The 19,309-nt window shown below is 59.4% G+C and carries 12 protein-coding genes and 2 pseudogenes; 6 read left to right on the forward strand and 8 right to left on the reverse strand.

Going from position 1 to position 19,309, the window contains the following annotated elements:
* Together ABHR76_RS02120 and ABHR76_RS02125 are read right to left on the reverse strand one after the other, a co-directional pair.
* A pseudogene (locus tag ABHR76_RS02120) lies at positions 1-203 on the reverse strand (hypothetical protein); the annotation flags it as partial.
* A gap of 236 nt (positions 204-439) precedes the next feature.
* A complete protein-coding gene (locus tag ABHR76_RS02125) occupies positions 440-976 on the reverse strand; it encodes a PTS sugar transporter subunit IIA (RefSeq protein WP_006235238.1) in 537 nt (178 codons plus the stop codon).
* Between the two features lie 576 nt (positions 977-1,552).
* Between ABHR76_RS02125 and ABHR76_RS02130 the strand changes: the two genes are divergently transcribed.
* Entirely contained in the window at positions 1,553-2,725 is a 1,173-nt protein-coding gene (locus ABHR76_RS02130) for a Fic family protein (RefSeq protein WP_035136612.1), read from the forward strand.
* A 353-nt stretch (positions 2,726-3,078) separates the two neighbouring features.
* Here ABHR76_RS02130 and pyrE read toward each other — a convergent pair whose 3' ends face one another.
* Positions 3,079-3,759: an orotate phosphoribosyltransferase gene (pyrE, locus tag ABHR76_RS02135; protein WP_117655467.1), complete on the reverse strand. Its 681-nt coding sequence runs from the start codon at positions 3,757-3,759 to the stop codon at positions 3,079-3,081.
* A 437-nt stretch (positions 3,760-4,196) separates the two neighbouring features.
* On the opposite strand from pyrE, the gene mgtA reads away from it, so the two are divergent.
* Positions 4,197-6,965 carry a magnesium-translocating P-type ATPase gene (mgtA, locus tag ABHR76_RS02140; protein ID WP_138113775.1) on the forward strand — a complete coding sequence of 923 codons (2,769 nt, stop codon included), beginning with the start codon at positions 4,197-4,199 and terminating at the stop codon, positions 6,963-6,965.
* Positions 6,966-7,147: 182 nt separating this feature from the next.
* Here mgtA and ABHR76_RS02145 read toward each other — a convergent pair whose 3' ends face one another.
* The gene (locus ABHR76_RS02145; protein ID WP_346976693.1) at positions 7,148-8,449 is read right to left on the reverse strand and encodes a helix-turn-helix transcriptional regulator; all 1,302 of its coding nucleotides are present in this window, start codon (positions 8,447-8,449) and stop codon (positions 7,148-7,150) included.
* 440 nt (positions 8,450-8,889) lie between these two features.
* Between ABHR76_RS02145 and ABHR76_RS02150 the strand changes: the two genes are divergently transcribed.
* The 4 genes from ABHR76_RS02150 to ABHR76_RS02165 all read left to right on the forward strand — a co-directional run bounded on the left by ABHR76_RS02150 (position 8,890) and on the right by ABHR76_RS02165 (position 13,187).
* Positions 8,890-9,627, forward strand: coding sequence for a DUF4428 domain-containing protein (locus tag ABHR76_RS02150; RefSeq protein WP_022094560.1), 738 nt, complete (start codon positions 8,890-8,892; stop codon positions 9,625-9,627).
* A 24-nt stretch (positions 9,628-9,651) separates the two neighbouring features.
* Complete coding sequence (locus ABHR76_RS02155) at positions 9,652-10,974, forward strand: hypothetical protein (RefSeq protein ID WP_346976694.1); 1,323 nt, start codon at positions 9,652-9,654, stop codon at positions 10,972-10,974.
* A 48-nt stretch (positions 10,975-11,022) separates the two neighbouring features.
* Positions 11,023-12,264: an SPFH domain-containing protein gene (locus tag ABHR76_RS02160; RefSeq protein ID WP_346976695.1), complete on the forward strand. Its 1,242-nt coding sequence runs from the start codon at positions 11,023-11,025 to the stop codon at positions 12,262-12,264.
* Between the two features lie 80 nt (positions 12,265-12,344).
* Positions 12,345-13,187, forward strand: coding sequence for a hypothetical protein (locus ABHR76_RS02165; RefSeq protein WP_346976696.1), 843 nt, complete (start codon positions 12,345-12,347; stop codon positions 13,185-13,187).
* 109 nt (positions 13,188-13,296) lie between these two features.
* Here the strand turns inward: ABHR76_RS02165 and ABHR76_RS02170 are convergent, their stop codons facing one another.
* The 4 genes and pseudogenes from ABHR76_RS02170 to ABHR76_RS02185 all read right to left on the reverse strand — a co-directional run bounded on the left by ABHR76_RS02170 (position 13,297) and on the right by ABHR76_RS02185 (position 18,863).
* Entirely contained in the window at positions 13,297-13,917 is a 621-nt protein-coding gene (locus ABHR76_RS02170) for a response regulator (protein ID WP_195919558.1), read from the reverse strand.
* Positions 13,914-15,413 (reverse strand): sensor histidine kinase, encoded by a 1,500-nt coding sequence (locus tag ABHR76_RS02175; protein ID WP_346976697.1) that lies wholly within the window; start codon positions 15,411-15,413, stop codon positions 13,914-13,916. Before ABHR76_RS02175 ends, ABHR76_RS02170 begins: the two co-directional genes overlap by 4 nt.
* Positions 15,410-17,293, reverse strand: a complete 1,884-nt coding sequence (locus ABHR76_RS02180) for a histidine kinase N-terminal 7TM domain-containing protein (protein WP_346976698.1) — start codon at positions 17,291-17,293, stop codon at positions 15,410-15,412. The genes ABHR76_RS02175 and ABHR76_RS02180 overlap by 4 nt, the downstream gene beginning before the upstream one ends.
* A 139-nt stretch (positions 17,294-17,432) precedes the next feature.
* A pseudogene (locus ABHR76_RS02185) lies at positions 17,433-18,863 on the reverse strand (6-phospho-beta-glucosidase).
* Positions 18,864-19,309: the final 446 nt, after the last annotated feature.

The raw sequence follows: 19,309 nt of genomic DNA on the forward strand, positions 1-19,309 counted from the left end.
ATACCCAGCTGCTCGAACTCGTCGCCCGAAGCCTCCTCCAGACCAGAGAGGAAGTCGTCGCCACCGTTCTTGACCTCGTCAAACTGCGTCGTAAGATCCTCGGTGATGAGCTCCTCAACCGAAGGACCTCCACAGCCGGAAAGCACGACCACGCATGCAACCAAGACGGCCATGAGGGGCGCAAGCAGCAGCTTCTTTTTCATGTTGTTCCTCCCAATGAGCGGCACCGCGCTTCCCGGACGCGGCACACGTTGTAATAAGTAAGCCCATACTATCCACTTATGAACACCCTCGGCAACGCGAAGGCGTGGTCGGTTCGTTTTAGCGTCCGAACGGTTTGCAAGCCCGCCCAACGTGCAATAAAACGCTTCCCCACGGTGCAATAAAAAAGGTGGCCGGATAACCCGACCACCCTTGCACATCCTTTGGATGCCGCAGCTTACTTGCGGACGACCTTGACGATGGCATCACCGGCAGCGACGGCGGACTCTGCCTCAACGGCAAGCTCGACGTCGGCGAACTCGGCGGTGTTGGACACGGCCACGACGACACAGTCCTTGTAACCGGCGGCAGCGATCTTGGCGCGGTCGATCTTGAGTATGGGCTGGCCGGCCTTCACGACGTCGTCGGCCTTGACGAAGCCCTCGAAGCCGTCACCGTTCATGTTGACGGTATCGACACCAACGTGCACCAGAACCTCGATGCCGCTATCGGACTGCAGACCCACGGCGTGACCCATGGTGACGGTCACCTTACCGTCGCAGGGAGCGTAGACCAGATCGTCCTCGGGCCACACGGCACAGCCCTTGCCCAGAACCTCGCCACCAAAGACGGGATCGGGCACGTCGGCCATCTTGATGACCTTGCCCTTGACGGGCGAGCACAGCACGTCGGCGCCAGCAGAAGCAGAGATGGAGGCCGGAGCAGCGACAGCCGCGGGCTCAGCCTTCTTCTTGAACATGTCAAACAGACCCATACGTTTTCTCCTCTTGATTAAGCGCAACGTTGTGCGCATGCCTACAGTAATTATAGTGCCAAATGGTTCAAATGCTAAGGTGGGGACTCGAATCGCGAGCCCTTCCCGGTAGTGCTCGTGGGACGAGCATCTCCTTTGCATTGCGGGTCGATAAGCCGAGTATCGTCTGCGCACGGGACGGGCAGAAGCGGGCGCACCAAACCCGATACTTCTTTTCGCTCTCGAGTCCTGCCGCCGCCCCGTCCCTGGCACTTCCTGATACCGACCGAAACGTGCCAAAATAAACCTATCCCTTTTTGGTAGGTTTGGCGAGTGTGGATTTTTGGACGCTTAACTAGCGAACGTGGATAATCTCCCACTTTGAGGCCGTCACCGAGCCAAAACGGGAGATTATCCGCTCTCATTTTGGATAACCCCCCCTGTACCAAGCCGAGCTCCATGGTCAAGTAATAACGACTTCTCGTCATTAGATTGTTTACATCAATTCTAATAACTATTTAATTCTTAAACTCGTTATTAGAATTGATATGATTAGCCTAATAACGAGTTTCCGGCACTAAAGATATGGAGGGCGCGATGCAAATCGAAGAGAACGGCCAGGGAACGCTCCGCAATAATCTATCGGGGAAATTGGCTTACTATTCGTTTTTTCCAACGCCCTTGCAATCATTGAGGCAGCTAAACCTCACCGAGGAAACCTATCGCACGCTTTCCGCATGCTCACGAAAGCTTGGAGAGCTTGAAGGCATGCTCTACTTTGTTCCCAACGCCGACATGTATCTGACAATGTACGTGCGCAAAGAAGCACTCCTTTCTTCGCAAATTGAAGGAACCCAGTGCACGTTTGACGACCTACTTAGTCCATCGCAAACACAACTCCATCATAAAGATGTCGCAGACGTCGTGAATTACGTCCGTGCTGTCGACCGCGGCGTAGAACTGCTCAAAAAGATGCCCTTGTGCACGAGACTTCTTAGGCAAGTTCATGCGGTCCTGCTGGACGGAGTGCGCGGAACGGAGAAGAATCCAGGCGAGCTGCGCTCCTCACAAAACTGGATTGGCCCCTCAGGCTGCACCATTGCAACCGCATCGTTTGTCCCTCCAAACATTGAAGATTTGAGTAACACGCTCCAGGACCTCGAACGCTTTATCAATGAGCCTCAAGTCGAAATGGATCCGATTGTGCGGGCGGCGCTCGTCCATTACCAATTTGAAACTGCCCATCCATTCCTAGACGGAAACGGTCGCCTGGGCAGGCTTCTCATTACACTTATGCTCATCAATGATGGCGTTCTTCATTCTTGCTTGTTCTATCCATCGTTCCAGTTCAAGAAAAACCGAAGCGAGTACTACCGGCAACTCACATCCGTAAGGGAGAGAGGCACTTACGAGGAATGGATAGAGTTTTTCTGCAACAGTCTTCTCGAGAGTGCGAAGGACTCGGTAGGGTCTTTAAAAAACCTTGTTGACCTCCATAACCGTTCCACAGCAACCATTACCGAAAATCTCGGAAGGACTGCTGCAAACGGGCAAAGGCTGTTGGGCATTCTTGAAGAGCACCCCATCGTCGACACCGCATTCATCGCTGCCCAACTCGATATCGGCAGGAGTACCGCGAGCTCGCTCGTCAAATCATTTGAAGAATTGGGTATCCTCCGTCCGCTCGACGAGTCAAGACAGAGATACCGGCAGTACGGGTATGAAGAGTATCTTTCGATTCTCAGGGAAGACGCCGAGCCGATTAGATAGGCATCGCAGCCCAGGCAAATTAAAGCGAGCGTGGATAATCTCCCACTTTGAGCCCGCACACAGGCCAAAAACGGGAGATTATCCACGCTCATTCCTGAGTAGTCATTTATGAACGTCCCCAATGACTAGTCCGGCAACGCCGATGTTTCGGCAACGACAGCGAGCGAGCCGCATTCGGAGCAAGACGACGCCGCAGGTAGAGAACGGACAGCGAGCGGGTCGCATTTGAGGCAAGGTGACGTGAAACGAAAGGGCGCTGACCTTCTGGTCGCGCCCTTGAAGTTGAACGTCAGATTGTCCAAATGCGGCCCGCGCAGCGTCGAGCAGTTACGGCGTTTGGTAAAACGCCGTAACTAACGTGCTCCGTACTGCTCGTAGTAGGCGTCGATGGCGGTCTTGAGCTCGTCATCGATGACGACCTTGCCGTCGATCTCGTGGTTATAGAGGGTCTCGACGACCTCGGCCATGGAGACGATGCTCGCGACGGGGAAACCGTACTTGGCCTCGATCTCCTTCTGGGCGGTGGTCACGCCACCCTTGCCGACCTCCATGCGGTTGAGGGACACGATCAGGCCCTTAATCTCGACATCGGCAGCAGCCTTGACCTTGGGATAGGTCTCGTCGATGGACTTACCGCTGGTGGTGACGTCCTCGACCATGACCACGCGGTCGCCGTCCTGGGGCTCATAGCCCAGCAGGTTACCCTTGTCGGCGCCGTGGTCCTTGGCCTCCTTGCGGTCGCAGCAGTACTTGACCTCCTTGCCGTACAGCTCGTGGTAGGCAATTGCGGTCACGACGGCCAGCGGAATACCCTTGTAGGCCGGTCCAAACAGCACATCAAAGTCGTCGCCAAAGTTATCGTGGATGGCTTGGGCGTAATACTCGCCCAGCTTCTTGAGCTGATAGCCCGTCACGTAAGCGCCGGCGTTCATAAAGAACGGGGACTGACGGCCGCTCTTGAGCGTAAAGCTGCCGAACTTAAGAACGTCGGACTCGACCATAAACTTGATGAACTCTTGCTTGTAAGCCTCCATGCGGGCTCCTCTCGTAATCGCGTACGTGCCTTCCAGTTTAGCGCAGGCGAAGCGTCGATGCGGGCGCGCTTTGGGGCCACGGCATTCTGTAAAGGCTTTGTCAGGGGAAATGGTTTTCCGAACAATGGGGTTGACATGTCAAACCCCCTCATCAAGAATACGGGCGGATTAAAAAGGGGTACGAGATACCCAAAGCGCGCTGCGCTCAGCCTTTAGGAGGTGTGCCATGGAAGGCAGTCCTAGTCGAAAAACCTGCATGTCGCCCTCGGCACGCCGCGAGGACTCCGCACACGCATAAACGCCACCGGCAGATCGCCAAAACCACCACAAAGGCGCGCTGCACCCTTTGTGGGCTCAAGAGCTTGACGTGAGCGACATCTAGGTTTTTTGAAGCAAATACGACACGTACGCTAACTCCCCTCAACAAGGAGGACCCTATGCTGATGCTCAAAACCGTCACGGTACTCGAAGCCATCTCCAAGCGCCGCCGCACGGCGCGCCCTGCCGCTCATACCGGCCTATCCAAGAACACCATATTCGCCGCCACCCATAGTGCCGAGGACGCCCTCGTACTGCTTGACGCCACGGCAAACGGCCTCACCGTCGAGCAGGCAACTGAGCGCCTGAACGCCGTCGGCCCCAACACCATCGAGGCAACGACCAAAACGCTCGCCCGCCGCATCGCCGACGCGTTCATCGATCCCTTCGCCGGCATCCTCGCCGCGCTCGCGCTGGTCTCGCTCTACATCGACGTGCTCGCCGTACCCGAGCCGCAGCGCGACCCCTCCACGGTCATCGTCATCGGCATCATGCTGCTGGTATCGGGCGGTATGAAGTTTATCCAGGAAGCCCGCAGCGGCAATGCGGCCGAGGCCCTCAAGGACCTGGTCTCCAACACTTGCACCGCCCTGCGCGACGGCGAGCGCATCGAGATCCCCTTCGACGAGCTCGTCCCCGGCGATGTAATCCGTCTCTCTGCCGGCGATATGGTGCCAGCAGACGCCCGCATCATCACCGCGCGCGACCTGTTTGTGATCGAGTCCGCACTCACCGGCGAGAGCGAGGCCGTCGAGAAGACCACCGCCGTCACCGTCGTCGAGGGCGCCGACGGCTCCGCACTGCCACTCTCTGCCTGCAAGAACATCGTCTTTACCGGCACCTCCGTGCAAAACGGCGCCGCCATGGCGCTTGTCGTTGCCACCGGCTCGGACACCTACCTGGGCGGCATCGCCAAGATGCTCAACGGGCGCGGCGAAAAAAGCGCGTTTGACCGCGGCGTCTCGAGCGTCTCCATGCTGCTGGTGCGCCTGATGCTCGTTATGGCGCCGGCCGTCTTTGCCATCAACGCCGCCACCAAGGGCAACGTCATCGACGCGCTGCTGTTCGCCACGAGCGTGGCCGTGGGCATCACGCCGCAGATGCTTCCCGTCATCGTGACCACGAGCCTGTCGCAGGGCGCCAAGGACCTCGCCCGTCGCCAGGTTATCGTCAAGGAGCTGCCGGCGATTCAAAACCTCGGAGCGATGGACGTCCTGTGCTGCGACAAGACCGGCACCCTCACCGAAGACCGCATCGTGCTCGAGCGCTACCTCAACACCGATGGCAACGAGGACGCGCGCGTGCTGCGCCATGCGTTTTTGAATAGCTTCTTCCAAACCGGCCTCAAAAACCTTATCGACCTGGCCGTAATCGACCGTGCCGATGTGACGCCCTCGACCGTCGTGCCCGATTCTATGCTGGACCAGAGTCTGCGCGACCGCTATACCAAGGTCGACGAGGTTCCCTTCGATTTCTCGCGCCGTCGCCTGAGCGTAGTTGTCGCCGACGCCCAAGGCAAAACCCAGATGGTTACCAAGGGCGCTGCCGAGGAAATGCTCGAGATCTGCTCCTTTGTCGAGATCGATGGCATCGCTCAGCCGCTCACCGACGAGAAGCTCGCCCAGATTCGCAAGCAGGTCGCCGGACTTAACGCCGAGGGCCTACGCGTAATTGCCGTGGCGCAGAAGACCAATCCGCGCTGCGTGGGCGAGTTTGGCATCGCCGACGAGTGCGACATGGTGCTGATGGGCTTTTTGGCCTTCCTCGACCCGCCCAAAGCAAGTGCCGCGGGCGCCGTCGCCACCCTCGAGGCCAAGGGCGTGGCGGTCAAGGTCCTAACCGGCGACAACGACCGCGTCGCCGCCACCGTCTGCGAGCAGATTGGTATCGATGCGAGCAACGTCTTGCTCGGCTCCGAGATCGATGCGCTCGATGACGCCGAACTTGCCAAGCGCGCCGAGAAAACCCACCTCTTCGCCAAGCTCTCGCCGCTGCAGAAGGCGCGCCTGGTACGTGTCATGCGCGAGATGCTCGGCCACACCGTGGGCTTTATGGGCGACGGCATCAACGACGCCGCCGCCATGCGTGCGAGCGATTGCGGCATCTCGGTCGATTCGGCCGTCGATATTGCCAAGGAATCCGCCGATATCATCTTGCTTCAGAAGGACCTGGGCGTGCTCGAGCGCGGCATCATCGAAGGCCGCCGCACTTACGGCAACCTGCTCAAGTACCTCAAGACCACGGTGAGCTCCAACTTTGGCAATGTGCTGTCCGTGACCGTCGCGAGCCTGTTCTTGCCGTTTTTGCCCATGAGCGCCCTGCAGCTGGTACTGCTGTCGCTGGTCTACGAGATCGTGTGCATCGCACTGCCGTGGGACACCGTCGATGACGCCTGGACTGCCCGCCCGCGTGCCTGGGACGCCGCATCCATCAAGGGCTTTATGCTCGAGCTGGGCCCCGTGAGCTCGCTGTTTGACATCGTGACCTTCGCCGCGCTCTTCTTTGTCGTGTGCCCCGCCGCCGTGGACGCAAGCTGGTCCGAGCTTGCCGCCGCGGGCGACGTCGCGGGTATGGCGACCTTTGCTGCGCTCTTCCAGAGCGGCTGGTTTGTCGAGTCCATGTGGTCGCAGACACTCGTGGTCCACATGTTGCGCTCCCCGCATCTGCCGAGCCCGCGCGACCACGCCGCGCCCGCATTGTGCGTTCTTACCGTGCTGGGCCTGGCGCTCGTCACCTGGCTGCCGGCAAGCCCCATCGCCGATGTGCTCGGCCTCATGCCGCTGCCCACGAGCTTTTTTGGGCTGCTCATTGGCATCGTTATCGCCTATATCGCGCTCACCCAGCTGGCAAAGTGCCGCTACATTGCCCGCCACGGCGAGCTGCTGTAGCAAGTAGACGGAAAACACCCTGCCAGCTGCCGTTGCCACTACCACAGCTGCCAACGCCGCTGCCGCTGCCTCTGCCGCCGCCGCAGTCTATCCCCCCAGCAGTTGCGGTGAAATAGTCCCTAAATTAAAGCCCCGTGACTTTAATTTAGGGACTATTCCACCGCAACTTATTGGGAGGTTAGCTAGTCCTTGGGTGTCCAGGACCAGAAGAAGTTGATAAGGGCCACACGCGAGGCGGTACCGGCCTTTTTGTTGATCGAGGAAATGTGGCGATAGAGCGTGGAGCGCGAAAGAAAGAGCGTTGTGGCGATGTCCTGAACGCTCTGGTCCGAAACGACCAAGACCTCAAGAATATCGCGCTCGCGCTCTGTAAGCCCAAAGGTGGCGACGAAGGCATCAAGGCGTTCATCGGACGTGAGCTCCGCTGCCTCCACGGGCTCGGGGTCGGAGCATGTGGGCGCAAGATCCCCACCAAGATCGTCGGTGGCAAGCGGCAGTCCGTCCCGCATCGCGGCATCATCGGCCCGTTGCCCCAACTGCCCCAGCAGCGTAATCGCAATGCCCACAAACATCACGAGCGCCGCACCGACCGCAGCCAGCACATTTTGACTCGAGATAATCGCCACTGCCGGCGCCGTCACGAACATCGAGCACACGTTGTTGACGACGCGACCCATGCACGGCCAAAAATATGACCAGCGCGCATAGAGCGAGACGGCGGCATATTTTGTGGTAAAGAACACCACGAAAAAGCCCAAGCCCAGATAAAAGATGATCGTGGCAGCAAGCTCGTTGCCGCCATTGCCATCGACGATGAGCACAAAGAACGAAAGCGTGGACAGTATGGCGGCACATGTCATGCCGATATTCATATACGAGCGGCCGTGCAGGTCAAATAGTGCGCCAGCGACCAACGAGCTCACGACAAGCAGCAGGCGCGGCCAATCGCCCAAATCGACGGCTCCGACAGCATGCAGGGTCGTGAAGCCCGCGTTGAGAGCGGCGAATACGCTGGAAAGATACGCCGTCGCCACGGTCAGGCGAACTACGGCGCGACGGAATGCCGCCTTTGCCTCGGGATCGTCATGCCACTTGGCGCCATATTCCAGAGCATCTACCGAAAGTGCGGCGGCGCGCGCCAAGCAGGGCGTTCGCGCAAAGCGCCTCGCAAAATTTGCATGAGCAGTCGATCCGCAGTAGCCCAGCGCGCAGCACGCCACCAAACCGCCGGTAATTACCACCTCAACCTGAACCGCCATAATCAACAGCAGCAATGCCGCCACCAGCAAAACGCCCGTGACGTCACTCGTCGCGTCAATGGCATGGGGACGGCGATAGTACAGAATGGGACGCACAAAAAAGCCAATCACGCTCGCGCCGATGACAAGGCTCTCATAAATAACGACCTCGTTCGGAGACACGAACTCGGCCATGCGCACATCAAAAAGATACTCGCACGCCAAAAACGTGAAGAAGAACAGCACCAGGCATATAATCTCCCGAATGCCCCGACGCAAATATGCGGTTGTGTCTCCCATGCCCCTCATGGTTAACCCCCAGCCGCTCAATTGTCTGGAAATCTATTTTAATAAAGAACCAGTCTCAATATCGAAGCCAGGCTTGAAATGCTGCAAATTTGACCCCAGCCGTTCACGTCACACCGCGGTTTTGAGCCTCATGGACCAGAAGGGGCACGCGCGGCCTCTAGCTCGGCAAGGAGTGTCTCCAACTGCCACTCATTTAAGTACGTCCCCAATGAGTGCCCAATGACTACCCGCGGCAAGGAGTGTCCCTATGTGTCGGATGAAAAATGGGCCATGTGTCCCAGTTGTGGAGACTCCTTGAGCCGTCTGGGTATCGCGAAGGATCGCGCACTCCCCCATCATCAAAAGTGACACACGCTACCAGTTGGTGGGAGGCAACCATGGGCTTCTTTGACAAGATGTTCGAGAAGAAAGAGTGCGCGATTTGCGGTACCGAGCTGGGACTTCTAGGTAAGACAAAAATCAATGAAGGCTACCTGTGCAAAGAGTGCGCCGGCAAGCTCTCCCCCTACTTTCACGGCTATCGCTCCAGCACCGCGGACGACATCCGCGAGCAACTCGCCTACCGCGAGGCCAACGCCGAGCGCCTGGCCTCGTTCAACCCCACGCGCACGCTTTCTGCCGGGCGCACCAATATTATGCTCGATGAGGACGCGGGCCTGTTGATCATCACTTCGCAGAGCCGCTGGCGCGACGCCAATCCCGACATCATCGAGTTCTCGCAGGTACTCGGCTGCGATATGGATATCGACGAGCATCGCACCGAGATCTATCGCGAGACCAAGGACGGCGAGCGCGAGAGCTACAATCCGCCGCGCTATGACCTGGATTACGACTTTAACCTGACCATTCACGTCAACACGCCGTACTTTACCGAGATCAACCTGCGCGTGAACGACTCCACCATCGATCAGCGCGGCTCCATCGAATACCGCGAGGCCAAGCGCCAGGCAACCGAGGTCCGCGACGCGCTGGTGCAGCTGCGCCAGGAGACGCGCGATAGCGTCGTGGCCGCCAAGGCCCCCAAGACCGCGGTCACCTGCCCCTTCTGCGGAGCCACCACCATTCCCGATGCCAGCGGGCGCTGCGAATACTGCGGCGGCGCCATCGGCGCATAGCCTCCGGCAGCGAAAGGACCGATCATGGCCTTCGAGAGCGTCAACTATCAATGCCCCGCGTGTGGCGGCCCCCTTCACTTTGCCAGTGCCGAGCAAAAGCTCGTCTGCGACTACTGTGACTCGCGCTTTGAAGTCGAAGAAGTCGAGGCCCTCTATCGCGAGCGCCAGGACAAGGCCGACGCCAAAGCCGATGCGGCAGCCGCAACGCCCAAGCCCGTCGCCGACGACGCGGTGCAGGAGCTCGCCCAAAACGCCGGCTACATCTGCTCGTCGTGCGGCGCCGAGCTCGTGTCCGACGGCACCGTCGCCGTCACCACCTGCCCGTACTGCGGCAACTCCGCCGTGGCGCCCGGCCAGCTCTCGGGCGACTTCTCGCCCGACCTAGTAATTCCGTTTAAGCTCGGGCGCGATGACGTCACGGCCGCACTCAAGGAACACTACAAGGGCAAGATCTTGCTGCCCAAGAGCTTTGTCACCGGCAGCCACATCGACGAAGTCCAAGGCGTCTACGTGCCGTTTTGGCTTTACGGCGCCCGCGTGGACGGCGAGGTGTGCTTTGATGCGACCAACGAGACCGTAACCGAGGAATCCGACCGCACCGTCACGACCACCGACCACTACGATGCCTACCGCAAGGGAAATATCTCGTTTAAGCGCGTGCCCGTCGACGGATCGTCCAAGATGCCCGACGGCCATATGGACGCCATCGAGCCGTTTGACTACGACGCGCTACGCCCGTTCTCGGTCGCGTATATGCCCGGCTACATCGCCAACCGCTACGACGAGGATTGTGAAACCTGCAAGGCGCGCGCCGAGCGCCGCATGGAGGAGAGCACGATCTCGGCCCTGCGCGAGACTGTTGTCGACGAATATGACGATGCCACGGTCGAAAGCAAGCAGCTCGACTACACCTGGGAAGACAGCGACTACGCCCTATTCCCCGTGTGGATGCTCTCTACCTCGTGGAACGGCAAGAGTTACCTGTTTGCTATGAACGGTCAAACCGGCCGCATGGTCGGCGAGCTTCCCTGCTCCAAGCCCAAGCTCGCCATCGCCTCGATGCTGTTCTTTGTGATTGGGTTTGTCCTCTCCCAGATTCTCTTTATGGGTGGGAATGCCTTCGATCCGGACTACCTCACCTTTGATGTCGAGGGCGTCCTCATCAACATCGTCGCGCCGCTGATCATCGTAATCATCGCAGACGTGCTGCTGGTGGGCCAGCTCAAGACGGCCAACGAGGCCACCCACGCCGATTGCTACTGTGGCGGGCTCGACCTGACCGAGAAGCACGACACCTTCAGCCACACCGAGACCACCGTTGTCATGAAGGGCAACAAGGACGATTAGCCATTCTGACCAATACCACCCGGCCTTTGACGAGAAAGGAAGATCACCATGGGACTCTTGAGAGCTGGATTGGGAGCTGCCGGCGGCGTCATGGCCGACCAGTGGAAAGAATTTATCTATTGCGAATCGATGCCCGCTGACGTCTTGGCTTGCAAAGGCAGCAAACGCACCGGCGGCCGCAGCTCCAACACGCGCGGCGAGGACAACGTCATCTCCAACGGCTCGGTCATCGCCGTCAACGACGGCCAGGGCATGCTCGTGGTGCAAAACGGCAAGATCATCGAGGTTGCGCTGGAGCCCGGCGAGTTTGTCTTTGACACCGGCAGCGAGCCGAGCGTCTTTAGCGGCAACCTGGGCGACTCCATCAAGGAGACGTTCGCCAATATCGGCAGCCGTTTTACCTTTGGCGGCGACGCGGGCAAGGACCAGCGCGTCTACTTTATCAACACCAAGGAGATCATCGGCAACAAGTACGGCACCGCCTCGCCTGTGCCCTTCCGCGTGGTCGACAACAACATTGGTCTGGACGTCGACATCTCCGTGCGCTGCAACGGCGAGTATTCGTACCGCATCACCAACCCGCTGCTGTTCTACACCAATGTGTGCGGCAACGTGACCGATAGCTACACGCGCGATAAGATCGACAGCCAGCTTAAGTCCGAGCTGCTCACCGCCCTGCAGCCCGCCTTTGCCAAGATCTCGGAGATGGGCATTCGCTACAGCGCCATCCCCGGTCACACCACCGAGCTCGCCCGCGCGCTCAACGAGGTCCTCTCGGCCGACTGGCGCGACCTGCGTGGTGTCGAGATCGTGAGCTTTGGCGTCAACTCCATCGCCGCCTCGCAAGAAGACGAGCAGATGATCAAGGACCTGCAGAAGGCCGCGGTCATGCGCGATCCCACCATGGCAGCCGCCAACATCGCCAGCGCCCAGAGCGATGCGATGCGCGCAGCAGCCGCCAACCCCAACGGCGCGATGGCAGGCTTCATGGGCATGGGCATGGCGGGCGGCATGGGCGGCATGAACGCCAGCCAGCTGTTCGCCGCCGGCCAGGCACAGCAGCAGGCCGCCCCGCAGCCGGCTCCGGCGTCCGCGCCCGCCCCGGCTCCCGCCGCCGCACCTGCGGCCGGCGCATGGACCTGCAGCTGCGGCGCCACCAACACCGGCAAGTTCTGCTCCGAGTGCGGCAGTCCCGCGCCCGCCCCGGCACCGGCCAAGTGGTTCTGCCCCAACTGCGGTAGCGAAAACGGTGGCAAGTTCTGCAGCAATTGCGGAACACCCAGGCCCTAGCCCCTCTACCTGGTAATTAGCGGGGGATCCGCCACCCCCGCATTTGCTTCTATGGGTTTCGTTCGATAAAGGAGGACACCATGAAGACAACGTTCAAAAAGTCCGTACTCGCATTTCTGACATGCGTTCTGGCGCTCGCCTTTGCCCTGACGGGCTGCAGCGGCGGCGGCAAAGACCCCAAGGCCAACTTCGTCGGCAGCTGGCAGTACTCGGGTGGAACCTTGGACGGCGAAGAGCTCACCGATGAGTACATGGATATGCTCAAGGAGTGGGGCCTCAACTGTATCCTGATCCTCGACGAAGACGGTACGGGCGTCCTCGACATGTTCCTTGAGGTCGCCGACCTGAAATGGGAGGCCAAGGACGCCACCACCGTAACGATTACCGCCGAAGATGAGTCGCACGACCTGAAGCTCAAAGACGACAAGCTCGTCCTTGAGGTGGACGGCGACAAGCTCATCTTTACCAAGTCCGACAAGGACCTGTCCGGCACGGTGAAGAAGGATCGCGAGGCGGCCGAGAAGGAAGAAGAGATCGATGAGGCAGTCGAAGACGACGACGTCCAGAGCATCGAAATCTCCCCCGCCGTCACCGTCGCCGATGACGACCTGTGCACCATCACCATCACCGAGAAGTTCAAGGACGACTGGGGCGACATCGGCTTTGTTGTTAACATCACCAACAAGAGCGACAAGGACCTGACCTTCTACGCTCCCTCCGGCAAGACCAATGTCAACGGCACCATGAAGGACCCCTGGTTCTCGGCTCACCTGATGCCCGGCACCAACGCCACTGAGGAATTCACATTCTCGAGCGGCGAGCTTGACAGCCTTGACGACCTGGTCAACACGACCATCGGCATCGACGCCTACCTGACCGATTCCTACGAGGACGTCGCCTCTTACAGCGCAACCATCGCGTAGCGGCATGTAACATCAGCCGCGGATTGGCGGACACATCCGCGCACACCAGGCGGGGCCGCAGGAGTTAATCCTGCGACCCCGCCGTTTTTATGCCGATGCGCGACGAGCTTTAGCGCTCCATGTTGGGAACGATGCTGCCCTCGGTCACCGCGTGCACGGCCAGGCGCATGATGTTGTCGTAGCCGGTCTTGCTCAGGATCTCCGAGATGCGACGCTTGATGGTGCCCTCACTCATAAACAGCTCGGCCGCGATCTCGCGACGGCTTTTGCCCTCGCAGGCAAGGCGCAAAATCGATAGCTCGACATCATCGAGTGCCGCCGTACCCGAAAAAATGCTCTCGGGCGGCTTGGGAAACGTGCAATAGCCCGCCAACGTGGAGCGCATCACGGCGAACAGCTCGTCGATACCGACATTCTTGTACACAAAGCTATCGACGCCCGCCTCGCGAGCCTGATCGACAAAGGTGATCTCGGGCATGCCGGTCATGATAATGATGCGGCACTCGGGCAGCTGCTCCTTGATGCGCGCCGCCGCCACGATGCCGTTGGAATCATGCTCGGTGCATACGTCCATCAGTATCATGTCCGGACGCTCCTTGAGCGCGACACCCAAGGCCTCGGAGGCATCGGCGATGGCGGAAACAACGGTCATATCGGGCTGGTCGCCAACGGAGCGCGCCAGGCTCTCGCGCAGGATGGCCTGGTCTTCGACGATTAACACGCGGATCATGAGCTTCTCCTTTGGGACGTGTCGTTGGCGTTAAGCGGGATGGACACCGCAAGCGTAAAGGGCGGGGCGGCGTGGACCTCCAGGCTACCACCCAGATCTTGCGCGACATGCCTCATACCTGGGATACCCGTTCCCTCGCGATACGATACGGGGGCCGGCGCGCCGTCATTAGAGATGGTCATGCGCGCAATGTCGCATCCGTTCGACTCCTCCTGCCACAGGTGCACATGGACCTGGTGGGCCTGCGCGTGCTTGGTGGCGTTGGTCGAGGCCTCGCGGATAATCTGCAAAAAGGCCGCCGCGACACGCGTGTCCTCGGGAAGCGACCCCTCTACATCAATCTGCACGCTCACCAGACCAAAGGCATGAATGATATCGCCAAGCTGCTCCGCCGGCTCGCTGTCGCCGCCGCTGCGTAAGTCGTCGGAGATTGTGCGCAGCAGCGGATCGATCTGCTCGAGCGATTCGTCGTCAAGGCGACCCTCCTCCAGATAGCGATGGAGGATGGACAGGCGCTGACCGATTACATCGTGCACGCGGGCGCGCATGCGCAGGTAGGCAGCATTGTCGGCGACCTTTTTGACCTCTTCGATCTGGGCTTGGAGCTCTTGGCCCGCAAGCTCAAGCAGGTGGTTGGCTTGCGCCAAGCGGTCATGAGCATGCGCGTACTCTGTCACATCAAGACCGATAATGCGCTCGAACGAACGGCCCGAAACCATAACACGATCGCACACAAATAGGCGAATCTCGGCGGGAGAGACCTCGACCACCGCCCGCGCCTCACCAAAGCGGTCCAGATTAATCCGCACACGGTTCCTGCTGCTTTCGGGCATTTGCATGCTAAGTTTGCGCAGGTCGTTCCATGTGCTGCCCATGTCGCGTAGATCGGTTGGCATATGAAGTTCCACCAGGTTTTTGCGCATGCAGCGGTTCATGAGCAGCGGACGGCCCCTCGGGTCTAGATACAGGATGCCTACGGGGATCACGTTGATGGTCTCGATCGTCGAGAACGTGGTGATATCCTCCTGGCGGTTACGGACGTCCATCAAGAGCGCCGCGATGGACCGGAACAGGAAGAACGCCCCCTCTGCGATAAGGACAACGGTCCACGCCGAGCCCATGGCAAAAACCACCGGCGGTGTAACGGCGACAACAAGCAGCAGCTCGACCAGCATGACGGGGCGACGATAGTGCACCATAAGTACCACGCCACAGGCAAAGATCGCGGCATTGAGCCACAACGCTCCGCCCATTGCCCTGGCGCAAACGCCAAGCGGCGCCACCAGATACGAGCCAGACGACGCGAATAAGATGAGCGCCGAAACCACCAGGTGAACCACGAGACTCGCCTCGTAGGCGCAAATCACCTTACGGTTATAGGACGAGCGGCGCGATGCGATGAGCGGGACGTGGATCGTCTGCAGACACGCAGCCAGGGCAAAGACAACATCGAGCGCAACGATTTGGGGAAGAACGAGCGAAATCTGCATCGTCACTCACCCGCCCTCGGCATCAAGACAATCATGTGCAGCTGGCCGGGCTCGCCCTCAAGGCGGTATGCCACGTTGCGCCCTTGCAGAGCGCTTTCGAGCTCTTGCGCAGCGAGCGTCTGCGAAAGATCTTCATCATCGTTGGAAAAAAGCGTGGCGCGCAGCTCGACACTGCATCGGTCATGGTCGCCCAAGTGATACATAAGCGCCGGATGGTCGGTGGTGTAGGCAAAAAACGCAAAGTCATACACGCAATCGTACAGGGCGCTTACCGTACTGGCGTGCAACGGGCGCCGTATGGCGATAATCGAGGCGCAATCGATATCGATGGTGCGCAGGTCACTTGCGAGCTCGTTGGCAATGAGCTGAATGCGGTCGCGGTCAAAACCGCTCTCCCCGTGCTGTGCCAACGTGAGCGACCCCTTGCGCTTGCAATAGGCGACGAGCACCTTGGCGCGTTGCAGCATGCGGTAACGCTCGTGCGAAGACGCTTCGTCGGTCAACGGCGGCAGCGAGCTCAGCAGGTCGTACATCCCTTCGAGCGCGCGGGCAAGCGCCTGGTCCACGTCTTGGACCAGCAAGGTCTCGGCCTCTTGATCTGCCAAATGCGTCTTAAGGTCGTAGTCGGCGGCGAGCAGCTCGTTTTGACGCTGCAGCTCCATACGACGATGTGCCAGTTCACGGTTAAGCTCGTTGAGCTCCGACACGTCTTGGGCAAGCAGGGCCGATCCGCCCAGCAGTGGAAAGGCGCGATACATTACATCGGGATCGGACGCCACGGTAAAGGCATGGGCGCGCCCGTGCTCCTGGGTCCGCAACTCCTCGCGCACGCCTACCGGCATTGGCTTTGACACCGGCGTGGCATAGACCTCCTGCAGATCGCGCGTTAGAACTTTGAGGTCAAGCGGCAAGGTGTCGAAGATGCCAGCGATGTCGTGATACGACGGAATGACACCGCAATCGAGACAGATTTCCATCGCCACCACGCACAGGACGCAATAGACGAGCGAAAAGTTGAGTCTCCATGCCCAAGGCACGCGCAACGCATACGAGATGGCAAAGAATGCGCCACCCAGCAGTACGAGCGCCGCCGTGCCCGAAAAACGCTGGATGCGAAAGGATGAGGACCGACCAACCAGGATAAAAAAGGCCACAAAGTTAAAGGCCGTCCACACAAGGACGGCGAAATAGCCCCAGCCGTAGGTGTAGTCGTTGCTCCAGGTGTCGCTTGTGCGGTCAAAGTGGAAGACCTGCTGGTGAAAATCGTTGGTGAGCACAAATCCGATAAGCAGGATGGCCACAATCCACAGCGCGGCGCAGTAGCGGCGACCCAGGCGGTGTTGCTCCAGGCCCGCAAGGCGCAGACCACACAACTGGTAGAGCAGTGGAATGAGCGTCATGGGCACGTAGTACAGGTACCACAGCACGGTGGCATAGAACGGCGTGAACGACTTGTACTTGAGAATGACTTCGATCATCCACAGGGCGCAGATGGTGGCGATGGCAACAAGACGGCGGCGCAACACATAGTCCAAACAGCGCAGATAGACCGATACGCCCCAAATCGAAAATGCAATTGCGGCGACAAGCAGCGGGAGAGAGCTCGAATGGACGAGCACATCCACGACCTCTTCGGACACCTCGCTATAGGCGGGCACGACGTTAGAAAGTTTGGGGTCGGAGGCGAACAGCGCCGGCAAGACTGCCAAAAGCATGAGGAACAGTGCGGTGATGGCGCCGGCGATAGCAAAGACGCGGTGACGATACGCCTGATGTGTTATGCCAACAAGGAATCGCGGCATGGCAAAGAGCGTGCCGCCCCTGGGATCCGCCACGGGAGCGGATCGGGCGGCCGCGTGGCCGATATGTCGCTCGCGGGTACCCATAGTGCTTTTAGTGTACCGACAGTTGGGTCGAAAAAGCGGGCCACATGTCCCAAAATCCGCAGACGGCAAGGCGCCCGGTGAGCACATACTCGCCGGGCGCCTTGGTTAGGAGGCTATGAAGTTGAGTGTCTCAGCTTCCTTAGGAAAGGTCCTCACCATTCGTTTCAATGACGTGCTTGTACCAGTCGAAGCTCTTCTTCTTGGAGCGCTTGAGGGTGCCGTTGCCGGCATCGTCGCGGTCGACGTAGATAAAGCCGTAGCGCTTGGACATCTCGCCCGTGCCGGCAGACACCAGGTCAATCGGGCCCCAGGTGGTGTAGCCCAGCAGGTCAACGCCGTCCTCGGTCACCGCATCACGCATTGCGGCAATATGCTGACGCAGGTAGTCGATACGGTAGTCGTCGTTGATGGAGCCATCCTCCTCGACAACGTCCCTGGCGCCCAGGCCGTTCTCAACCACAAACAGCGGCTTCTGATAACGGTCGTACAGGTCGTTGAGCGTAATACGGAAGCCCAGCGGATCGATGACCCAGCCCCACTGGCTCTCCTGCAGGTAGGGATTCTTGGCGCCGGCGAAGGCGTTGCCCTGGGTGCGCTCGACATCGGGGTTATCGGCACCGGCGGAGCAACGGGTGCTGTAATAACTAAAGCTGATGAAGTCGACGGTGTTGGCGGCCAGGATCTCGCGGTCCTCGTCGGTCATGCCCACATCGATACCCAGACGCTCGAGCTTCTTGACGGCATAGGCCGGGTAGTAGCCGCGGCTCTGGACGTCGACGAAGAAGTAGTTGTCCTGATTGTCGAGCTGCGCCTGGCGCACATCGCCCGGACGGCAGCTGTAGGGGTAGTAGCTACCTGCAGCGAGCATGCAGCCAATCTTGACCTCGGGGTCGATCTCGTGGGCGATCTTGGTTGCCCAAGCGCTGGCGACGAGCTCGTTGTGGGCGGCCAGGTACTCGACGGCCTCCTTGTTCTCACCCTCCTCAAAGACCAGTCAGGCGCCCATAAACGGCAGGTGCAAGATCATATTGATCTCGTTGAAGGTAAGCCAGTACTTCACCAGGCCCTTGTAGCGGGTAAAGATCGTGGCCGCGAGGTTCTTGTAGAAGTCGATGAGCTTGCGGTTGCGCCAGCCGCCGTACTCCTTGATGAGGTGAATCGGGCAGTCGAAGTGCGTGATGGTCACGAGCGGCTCGATGCCGTGCGCCTGGCACTCGCGGAACACGTCCTCATAGAAGGCCAGGCCGGCCTCGTTGGGCTCGGTCTCGTCACCGTTGGGGAAGATGCGGGTCCACGCCAGACTCATACGGAAGGTCTTAAAGCCCATCTCGGCAAAGAGGGCGATGTCTTCCTTGTAGTGGTGGTAGAAATCGATGCCAGTCTGCGCGGGATAGTAATAGCCGTCCTCGAAGTCGAGCATCTTGCGCTGGCCGGAGACCACCGCGTAGCGCTCGGGGCCGTGCGGAGCCACATCCACGTTGGCCAAGCCGCGGCCGTCCACGTCGTAGGCGCCCTCGCACTGGTTAGCAGCCGTCGCGCCGCCCCACAGGAAGTCATTACGGAAAGCCATGCATCGATCCTTTCATACGCTGTTGTCATAGGCTCAGTATCCCTACAAACAACGCGTCGCTCAACGGCAACGACGCAGGCCGATACTTCTTTTCACGCGCGGGTGCTCGGCAGCCGCCCCGTCTGACACTTTTTGATACCCGCTGCACGCCTAACCGCCACAAAGGGGCACCTTTGTGGCGGTTAGGGGCGCTTTGTCTCGATCTGTAACAGTTAGGCCGCCAAAACCGGGCCTGGTGTTACAGACCGAGATTTTCGGGCAGGCCCTGCAGTTTGTCTAAATCTGTAACAGGTAGAAACGATTTAGCCCGCTAGATGTTACAGATCGAGACGGAAGATTCTAGTCGCAGGCGATGTCGAGGTTCTTGCCGATGAGGCCTACGTAGCCGCCCTCTCCGGCGGGATATTTGACTGAATAGGAAAAAAAGGAAAAAATAGGAAAAAAAG

Origin of the sequence: Collinsella aerofaciens, from assembly GCF_039752985.1 — a bacterium.
In the GTDB taxonomy this organism is placed as follows: domain Bacteria; phylum Actinomycetota; class Coriobacteriia; order Coriobacteriales; family Coriobacteriaceae; genus Collinsella; species Collinsella aerofaciens_BT.

Coding starts and splice junctions, on each gene's coding strand:
- ABHR76_RS02155 (WP_346976694.1), top strand. CDS start 9,652: ATGGCCTTCGAGAGCGTCAACTATCAATGCCCCGCGTGTGGCGGCCCC.
- ABHR76_RS02165 (WP_346976696.1), top strand. CDS start 12,345: ATGAAGACAACGTTCAAAAAGTCCGTACTCGCATTTCTGACATGCGTT.
- ABHR76_RS02150 (WP_022094560.1), top strand. CDS start 8,890: ATGGGCTTCTTTGACAAGATGTTCGAGAAGAAAGAGTGCGCGATTTGC.
- pyrE (WP_117655467.1), bottom strand. CDS start 3,759: ATGGAGGCTTACAAGCAAGAGTTCATCAAGTTTATGGTCGAGTCCGAC.
- ABHR76_RS02130 (WP_035136612.1), top strand. CDS start 1,553: ATGCAAATCGAAGAGAACGGCCAGGGAACGCTCCGCAATAATCTATCG.
- ABHR76_RS02125 (WP_006235238.1), bottom strand. CDS start 976: ATGGGTCTGTTTGACATGTTCAAGAAGAAGGCTGAGCCCGCGGCTGTC.
- ABHR76_RS02160 (WP_346976695.1), top strand. CDS start 11,023: ATGGGACTCTTGAGAGCTGGATTGGGAGCTGCCGGCGGCGTCATGGCC.
- mgtA (WP_138113775.1), top strand. CDS start 4,197: ATGCTGATGCTCAAAACCGTCACGGTACTCGAAGCCATCTCCAAGCGC.
- ABHR76_RS02170 (WP_195919558.1), bottom strand. CDS start 13,917: ATGATCCGCGTGTTAATCGTCGAAGACCAGGCCATCCTGCGCGAGAGC.
- ABHR76_RS02180 (WP_346976698.1), bottom strand. CDS start 17,293: ATGGGTACCCGCGAGCGACATATCGGCCACGCGGCCGCCCGATCCGCT.